1 protein-coding gene is annotated in these 304 nt (G+C 71.4%); it reads right to left on the bottom strand.

Annotation, left to right across the window (positions count from 1 at the left end; translation table 11 throughout):
* Positions 1-304, bottom strand: a 304-nt coding sequence (locus ACLBX8_RS31935; protein WP_447716441.1) for a hypothetical protein, incomplete at both ends; no start/stop codon positions are given.

Raw genomic sequence — 304 nt, 5'->3', positions numbered from 1 at the left:
CAGCCGGCCACCATACATCCGCCGGTACACGTCGACGAACCGCAGCGTCGCGCCGGCATCGGCCGATTCCACCGACAGGGTCGGCACGCCGCGCTCGCCGCGGGTGACCGTGGCGGGGAAGGGCGCCGCGCGGAAGCGCCCGGTGATGTTGGCGGCCCGCAGGGTCTTCCCGTGTAGGGAGAGCTCCAGGTTGGCGCCGGTCAGCGCCTCCTCGTTGAAGCCGGTGACGATGGGCACCTGGATGTCGGCGTCGATATCCTTGGGATTCGCGTCCCGCGCCTCACGGCCGACCTTGGGATCGGGG

The organism is Methylobacterium sp. D48H, from assembly GCF_053345715.1.
This window is presented reverse-complemented; position numbering and strand designations above follow the sequence as displayed.